The following is a 6,586-nucleotide window of genomic DNA, read 5'->3' as shown; positions in this document are numbered from 1 at the left end:
AGATCCTCGACATTGCGCAGCGACAGTGGAAATCTGACGTGCAGCATCACTGCCAGACGAATGATCTCCGAGCTGCTGTGGAGGTATTTGAACGGATCACGTTTCGGAATGTTCAGAGGCTACGAGACCACCCTGCCCGTCTCAACCGGAGTCCTTCTGACACCGCGGAGATCACGGAGCTCGGCCTCGTTCACCCCGTCCGCCTGCATGACAAGACGGATCATCGGGTCAGCCAGCATCTCCTCAAGGAAGTAGTCCTTAAGAGCCTTGCCGGTGAGCTTGTCTTTGGCCACTGCGCTCTCCAGTTCGGCAAGCGGCACGGTGAGCGTTCGGCCGAGCCCGGGGTGCGAGACGCGCGGATGGAGATGCACGAGAACGGACGACGTCCAGGTGCCCGGTTCGATCCAATCCACGGGCTCGAGCAACTGGGTCTCGATCTCGTATTCGCCGGGTGGCAGGGTCTCGTTGAAACTCGGAAGCTGGAAGGGTCGGAGAAATACGGCGGTCGTCTTGATCAAGGCGGTCATCTCAATTCTCCCAAATGGTTTCATGGTGCGAACTCGCTCACACACAGGCGGACCAACCATCCCGTCTGCGAGCCGAGGACGGGCAGACCGACAAGAACCGGCGTTGACGCGCGCGGCGCTAGTTTCGAGAACCGGAAGGCGCCACTTCGGGATCGTCCTCGGCATCCCATGTCCAGACGTCGAATTGTGTCAGTGTATTCGGCCCGAATGTCTGAGTCAGAGGCACATCAGCGGCGTCCCGTCCGCGCGCAATCAGAATCCTCCCCTTGCGCGGGCTGTTATTTCTTGGATCGAAGACCCACCATTGTCCGTCGAGAAAGACCTCCATCCAGGCCGCGAAGTCGTCCGGGGCGTGGGGCTCGGGTTCGCCGAACTCGCTCAGATAGCCGGTGCAGTAGCGTGCCGGAATGTTCATGCAACGGCACAACGCGATCGCGAGGTGGGCGAAATCCCGGCAGACCCCCTGTCGCCCGGCCAGCGTTTGAGAAGCCGTACGCGTTGCGCTTGCCTGCATATAGTCGAACGAGACGGTTGTGTGCACGAAATCGCAGATCGCCTGCACGCGCGCCCAGCCCGGCGATGTGGTCTCGAACTGGCGCCATGCCTCTTCCGACAGAAGATCCGTGTCGCAGTAACGACTGCCGAGAAGATAGACCAGCGTCTCGAAGGGCAGATCTTGGATAGCCGCTTGCGTGGCGTCGGGCGCGACCGGATCGGGCAATCCGCAATCCCGGAAAATTCCATCGGTGGACACGGTGAACTCGCCAGCCGGCGCCACCATTCGCGTGCACCAGTTTCCGAAACCGTCGCGATAGCTTTCGAGCGGCACACTGGGCGAGGTCACCAGATAATCGGCGCGCTCTAGGTCGCCGAAGCGCGAGTAATGCACGTTCAGCATGGCGATGAGAGGCGTCGGTTGTGTCAGTCGGTACTTGAGGCGGCATCCGATCCGCATCCGGATGCCGGGGGCGTCGCCGTGGTCTAATCGGGGCGCTCTATCGTCCAAGAACGCACGCCCCATCCGCAAGTTGAAAGCCAAGATCGCAGCGCCATGTGTTTCCGGATCGATCGAGATGCGCGTGTGCCGGAAGGTCGATCGCGACACAGGCGGTGTCGACGTTCTCAAATCCCCGCTCACAGCGCCATCCCGGCCCGTAGGACGCCGGGTCCAGAAAGGCGTTCGCGGGAAGCACGACAGCATCGCAACGGCCATCGATTTCAAAGAATCCCCTCTCGCAAGCCCATTCGTCGCCGTAATCCGCATTGGTGAGATACCCGTTTTCAGGAACGGCTATCGGAACGCAGTCGCTTGAACTGGCCGTGAAACCGCGGTCGCAGGTCCATCCGGAACCTGAGGGGTCGTCGGTGAGATAGGCGTTGTCAGGCAGGACGATTGGAACGCAGGTCTCGCGATCTTGCCGGTACCCGCGATCGCACTGCCAGTCATAGCCGGAGGATCGCAGGAACGCATTGTCGGGCACCGAGATCGCTTCGCAGGAGGTCCCTCCCGCTTCTTCGTACCCGCGTCGACACGCCCAGCCCGAACCGTAGGACCGGCCGGTTGCATACGCATTCTCCGGGATGTCGATGGCGACACACTCCTCGCCCGCCACCCGGTATCCGAGCGCGCAATTCCAACCGCCGCCATAGCTCCGGGCTTCTGCGTTCTTGGGCATCGGACCGGTGCCGTCCTTCGCAAAGACGGGGACGGCCATGGACGCGATCACACCGGCCACGGCTGCCATCCTCGCGATCAGCTTTGAAAGTGGGCGTGTCGTTGGTTCTCTGTGGTGTTTCATCGGCATGTCCTTTGCAGACTGGAATCCGTCGGTCGCCACGCGTGTTTTCGACAGCCCAAGCATGAGCGTTCCTGTGACCCGTCGGGTGGGCACGATTGGTGGCCTGGAGCCCTTGGAACCTGGTCCCGGCGGCATGCCTTCGTTCTCAGCCACCTGGATCGAGAAGTCCTGCGGAACTGTCGGATGAGTGCTACCGGTCATCGGGGCGACAACTTGTGCAAGGCCGCAGCGGCAAGAGCATGTTCCTTCTGGTGGTAGTCGCCGCGGAACTTGCCATCGACCCGCACCTCCCAGATGCCGTTTCTTTCGTGTACCTGAACCCCGCCTCGCTGCTTTGGCCGGTTCATGGAAGACTCCTGTGCTCCTTCGCGCCTCGGCGGCTCGGGCTGCTTGTCGGTCACTTTCGGCTCCTTCGCTTTGGGCGCGCGCACTTCTCCGAGGAGCATCACCGCGCGAATGAACTCTTCCGCGTAGTCATCGGTTTCGCGGTGATCGTGTTCATGCCGCGCCATGCTCATCGGTTCGACGAACCGTTCTCGTAGGTGGTCGATGAAACGTGGCTCGGTGCGGGCCATGTAGGCGATCAGGGCCTGAAGCACCTTTTCATGGGCGAGCACACGCCGTTCGAGATCGGTTGTCTCGGGTGACGCTATCGGCATGGCGCGGTTCATCCTTCATCGACCGCGCTTTCCGCGCGCTCCGGGGAGCGATCGACATCAAGGGCTGCCAGGCAGGCTCGCGCAATGTCTCGGTCTGGGGCATCGGTTCCTGGCATCGTCGCCCAGCCTGCCGCCATTAGTGCGTCGCGCCTCTGGTAGGTCGAGGCGGCCCGGATCGTGGCCAGCCTGGCCGCCCGTGCCGGGTCGGAGCGCGCCATGTCGAGGCAGACGGGCACCATGGAGGCGACGACATCAGTTCGGGACATCGCCATCGCCCTGTCATTTGCGGTTCCGCCTGTCACCCAGCCGCCCCACGAAAATCCCACGACGCCCACGAAGGCAGCGCCGATCACGGCACCATAGACAGCGGGTTTGAGCCATTCGGGAGTGTTCATTTCAAGTCCTCCTGCGGGGAAAGCGCCGCTTCGCTATGATTGTTCGTTTCGGTTGTAGCCGCATCCCGGCTCAGCGCCTCTTTCAGGTCGTTTTCGGAAATGGCCCTCAACTCGGTACGTCCGGCATCACCGCCCCTGCCTCGCACCGTCAAGTAGGTCGCCGTCCGTCGGTAAGCCTCGAAGCTCAGCGCCTGCAGCAGCTCCTCCTCCACGAGAACTTCGTAGTCGCCCGCGGGTAAATCGCCCGGGTATCCTGACAAGGTGAACGGCTTAGAAAACGTCACCGTCGATCTGGTCGACCGCATGGTCATCTCTGGTCTCCGCAATGTTGGCAGATCCGTCGCTCGCCACTGTTGACGGCACCTTGGAGTCCGGGCCTGACCAGTCGAACGATTTCTTCTTTTGTATATCATGATCGTTAGCCTGACGCTGACACATGTTAGTCCCTGGGGCCGCGCCAGTTGTGAACTCCCCGGGAACAGTCGCCGGCACTGACCTGTGTAAGGGCGCTGGGACCTACCCGCGCTTAAACTTGGGAAAAGAGGGGGCGATTTGCTTTCCTGCAACCAAGGGATGGAATGACAATGGCCGACCCCAATGTACTCAACCCGCACCCGCCCGAGTTTGATCGGTTTCTCTATGCGTCGGTCGGCGAGGATCGAAAAGGATATGTCGTGACCGTTCTCTCCACGTTCGCGCGGCTCGGCCTCGATCCATGGAATGAAACCGCTGAGCTGGTCGCGCTGGGGCGCGATGCCGCGCGATCACGGTTGGGAAAGCTGCTTGCTCGATTTCCGGATGTTCCCACGCTCGAAAGCGATCACCGCAGGGTAGCACGGGACTTGAGCCAACTGCTCCCAGATTGTCCGATGCCGGGCACCCTGAAGCAAGCTGCCTCGACGGTGGCCGTTGGCCGCCCAGGCACAAGCGGCGCGATCTGGGCCGTGCTCGCGATCATCTTTTTGCTGTTTCAGATGTTTACGGTTGGCGGGTCGGGGTCTGTCGAATGATCGTTTCCACTCATACATCAACGCCAATGGGTCATTCTGCGCACAAGACCGGGACGCTTTCGCCGCGCGAACAGGGCGTTCTCTGGGACATGGAGCAACATTTCTGGACCGGTGGCGCCGACAGCGCACGGGCGACATCAGCAACGAATGCCGTCATGATCTTCCCCTATCCGCCGGGCATCCTCCAGGGTGACCAGATCTGGACCCATCTAAAGCAGAGCACCGGCTGGCGCTCCGTCGTCATGGCCGAACGCCGCGTGATGCGGTGTCACGACATCGCCATTCTCACCTACCGTGTCTCGGCAGAGAAAGCCGACGTATCGATCTACAAGGCGCTCTGCGCCTCCACGTACCTCAACGATGACGACACCTGGCTGAGGATCTCCCACCAGCAAACCATGGTGGCCTGAGTGCCGCAGTGTCATTCGACCTGCCGCACGCGCCGGGACTAACCTGCGTCAGTGCGGAGGTGCGTTGATATCGGCTAGGTGAGATGTGCCCGCCGAATATTTGGTGGGGCATTTTTTCCGAGTACCTGAGAAGCGTGTGGGCGTGCCGAACCCCAAAAGGTCGGCATGTTGGCACGCTTCTTATTCTCGGAACGTCCATGAAAGGACATTCCCAATGACTCCCGAACAAGCAAAAACCGCCGACAAGATGAAATCCGTCAAGGCCACGTGGGACAAGGCGCCCGCTGGTCCGAAGAAGGACGCCGCTCTGAAGCTTTACCAGGCGGCCGAGAAGGCGCACACGGCGAAGAACGACGCCGAGACCAACAAGGAACTCGATGCGGCGACCCACGCCCTCGCGTGACCTCCGGCGTCTGACCTGATCACCGGGGCCGCCTGCCAAACAAGGGAGGGCGGCCCTCTCATTTCAGGAGCGGTCCGGTCTGGTCCAGATATGCCGGATCGAACTCGGCAAGGTCCACCAGCCCGCCATAGTCGTGAAATGTCACAAGTCCGTCCCGAAAGGTCACCAGTCCACTCTCGCGAAGCTGGCGTAGGACGCGGTTTACATGGACCGCGCTCAACCCCAGCGTATCGGCGAGATGATACTGCGTCAGCGGGCAGTCGTAGCCGTCCCTGCTGCCCATCCCCACCAGCGCCAGCCTCGATCCCAGCTCCAGTAGGAAATGCGCCATGCGGGCGTCCGCATCACGTCGACCGATCCCGACGAGATGCTCCACGACCATCGCTTCGTCCCTTGACGCCGCCCAGAGCACGGCGGTCGCCAGGCGTGGGGTCTGCGCGAACGCATCGAGAAGATCGCTCGTCAGCACCTCGGCAGCCTCGATATCCACGATGGGTTCGAAACTGTGGTCCGAGGTGCGCAAGAGAACGCTCCGCAACCCCAGAAAATCCCCCGGCACCTGGAAATCCACGATCTGCCGCGTCCCGTCGGCCTGTAGCTTGTAGGAACAGACCCAACCCGCCGACAGGATATAGGCGGCTTGAGCCGTCTGGCCCTGATGCACCATATCGCGCCCCGCGACGAAGGATCGGCGGCGCTGGTGCAGTCGTTCAAGGACGGCCAGCTCGACATCAGACAGGGCGACGAAGGCCGAGAGCTTGCGTGTAAGGGGGCTGTGTTCAACTGATGTCATGGGGCCTCCCGGCGTGTCGTGACCCAAGAGCGGAAATCGGCCCGGACACTGCTCTGGATCAGTCCAGCATAAGGCAATTCCTGCGAGAAGTACGGATGTATTTGAACCTCATCTTTCCCGGTTCACGATGCCAAGAAAGGAACCCCGGATGTCCACGGCGAGCGAACATGCAGGCGAGGCCGCCCTATCGATCTGCGAGGCGCTCCTGCTTGCCTTGAAAGATCGCGCGCTGCTGCCGGAGCACGAGATCCTGGGGGTTCTGCGCGACGCCGCAGCGACGCATGAGAACGCGGTCGGGACCGACCTCGAAACGGAAAGGCACCGAGCCGTCGCAAACTTGATCAACGCGATCATTGCTGGCGGCAACTCTGTTCGGCGCTTGTGACGTCAAGCTCCAACAGTGGGCGGGAGCATTTATGGATATGCACTCATGGAACGCAAAAAAGATATTCTTTGAGGCGCTATTGCAGAACCCCTGCTGGTGCTGCCGGACGAATGCGAACCAGTCTCTCCAAGGGCAGTATGGCTGTCCCTTATGCCGCGCAAAGACCGCGCCACTCGGCGAGAGCGGCGGCGCGGTTCAGCTTGAA

General features: G+C 61.5%; 12 protein-coding genes and 1 pseudogene. 5 read left to right on the top strand and 8 right to left on the bottom strand.

From position 1 onward, the window contains the following. The 4 genes and pseudogenes from AC2FNA_RS24030 to AC2FNA_RS24015 all read right to left on the bottom strand — a co-directional run. Positions 1–110: pseudogene (locus tag AC2FNA_RS24030) on the bottom strand (IS6 family transposase); the annotation flags it as partial. Positions 111–119: 9 nt separating this feature from the next. Next, entirely contained in the window at positions 120–527 is a 408-nt protein-coding gene (locus tag AC2FNA_RS24025) for a hypothetical protein (RefSeq protein ID WP_496830945.1), read from the bottom strand. Positions 528–645: 118 nt separating this feature from the next. Continuing rightward, entirely contained in the window at positions 646–1,488 is an 843-nt protein-coding gene (locus AC2FNA_RS24020) for a transglutaminase-like domain-containing protein (protein ID WP_496830947.1), read from the bottom strand. 34 nt (positions 1,489–1,522) lie between these two features. After that, complete coding sequence (locus AC2FNA_RS24015; RefSeq protein WP_496830943.1) at positions 1,523–2,263, bottom strand: hypothetical protein; 741 nt, start codon at positions 2,261–2,263, stop codon at positions 1,523–1,525. On the opposite strand from AC2FNA_RS24015, the gene AC2FNA_RS24010 reads away from it, so the two are divergent. Continuing rightward, a complete protein-coding gene (locus AC2FNA_RS24010; RefSeq protein ID WP_496830941.1) occupies positions 2,241–2,513 on the top strand; it encodes a hypothetical protein in 273 nt (90 codons plus the stop codon). The genes AC2FNA_RS24015 and AC2FNA_RS24010 overlap by 23 nt on opposite strands. A 10-nt stretch (positions 2,514–2,523) precedes the next feature. Here the strand turns inward: AC2FNA_RS24010 and AC2FNA_RS24005 are convergent, their stop codons facing one another. Genes AC2FNA_RS24005 through AC2FNA_RS23995 form a run of 3 tightly spaced genes read right to left on the bottom strand, consistent with a single transcriptional unit; the run spans position 2,524 to position 3,691 of the window. Continuing rightward, positions 2,524–2,997 carry a hypothetical protein gene (locus tag AC2FNA_RS24005; protein ID WP_496830939.1) on the bottom strand — a complete coding sequence of 158 codons (474 nt, stop codon included), beginning with the start codon at positions 2,995–2,997 and terminating at the stop codon, positions 2,524–2,526. Then, on the bottom strand, positions 2,994–3,380 hold the full coding sequence (locus AC2FNA_RS24000; RefSeq protein ID WP_496830937.1) for a hypothetical protein: 387 nt from the start codon (positions 3,378–3,380) through the stop codon (positions 2,994–2,996). Before AC2FNA_RS24000 ends, AC2FNA_RS24005 begins: the two co-directional genes overlap by 4 nt. Further along, positions 3,377–3,691, bottom strand: coding sequence for a hypothetical protein (locus AC2FNA_RS23995; protein WP_496830935.1), 315 nt, complete (start codon positions 3,689–3,691; stop codon positions 3,377–3,379). The genes AC2FNA_RS24000 and AC2FNA_RS23995 overlap by 4 nt, the downstream gene beginning before the upstream one ends. Before the next feature lie 273 nt (positions 3,692–3,964). Here AC2FNA_RS23995 and AC2FNA_RS23990 point away from each other — a divergent pair, with 273 nt between their 5' ends. The 3 genes from AC2FNA_RS23990 (at position 3,965) to AC2FNA_RS23980 (ending at position 5,203) form a co-directional block, all read left to right on the top strand. Then, positions 3,965–4,390, top strand: coding sequence for a hypothetical protein (locus AC2FNA_RS23990; RefSeq protein ID WP_496830933.1), 426 nt, complete (start codon positions 3,965–3,967; stop codon positions 4,388–4,390). Continuing rightward, positions 4,387–4,800: a hypothetical protein gene (locus AC2FNA_RS23985; RefSeq protein ID WP_496830931.1), complete on the top strand. Its 414-nt coding sequence runs from the start codon at positions 4,387–4,389 to the stop codon at positions 4,798–4,800. The genes AC2FNA_RS23990 and AC2FNA_RS23985 overlap by 4 nt, the downstream gene beginning before the upstream one ends. A gap of 214 nt (positions 4,801–5,014) precedes the next feature. After that, on the top strand, positions 5,015–5,203 hold the full coding sequence (locus tag AC2FNA_RS23980) for a hypothetical protein (protein WP_496830929.1): 189 nt from the start codon (positions 5,015–5,017) through the stop codon (positions 5,201–5,203). A gap of 58 nt (positions 5,204–5,261) precedes the next feature. On the opposite strand, the gene AC2FNA_RS23975 is transcribed toward AC2FNA_RS23980, so the two are convergent. After that, positions 5,262–5,996 (bottom strand): Crp/Fnr family transcriptional regulator, encoded by a 735-nt coding sequence (locus AC2FNA_RS23975; protein WP_496830927.1) that lies wholly within the window; start codon positions 5,994–5,996, stop codon positions 5,262–5,264. A gap of 148 nt (positions 5,997–6,144) precedes the next feature. Here AC2FNA_RS23975 and AC2FNA_RS23970 point away from each other — a divergent pair, with 148 nt between their 5' ends. Continuing rightward, entirely contained in the window at positions 6,145–6,381 is a 237-nt protein-coding gene (locus AC2FNA_RS23970) for a hypothetical protein (RefSeq protein WP_496830925.1), read from the top strand. Positions 6,382–6,586 lie beyond the last annotated feature (205 nt).

This window comes from Ruegeria sp. YKSD163, assembly GCF_059612905.1.
This window is presented reverse-complemented; position numbering and strand designations above follow the sequence as displayed.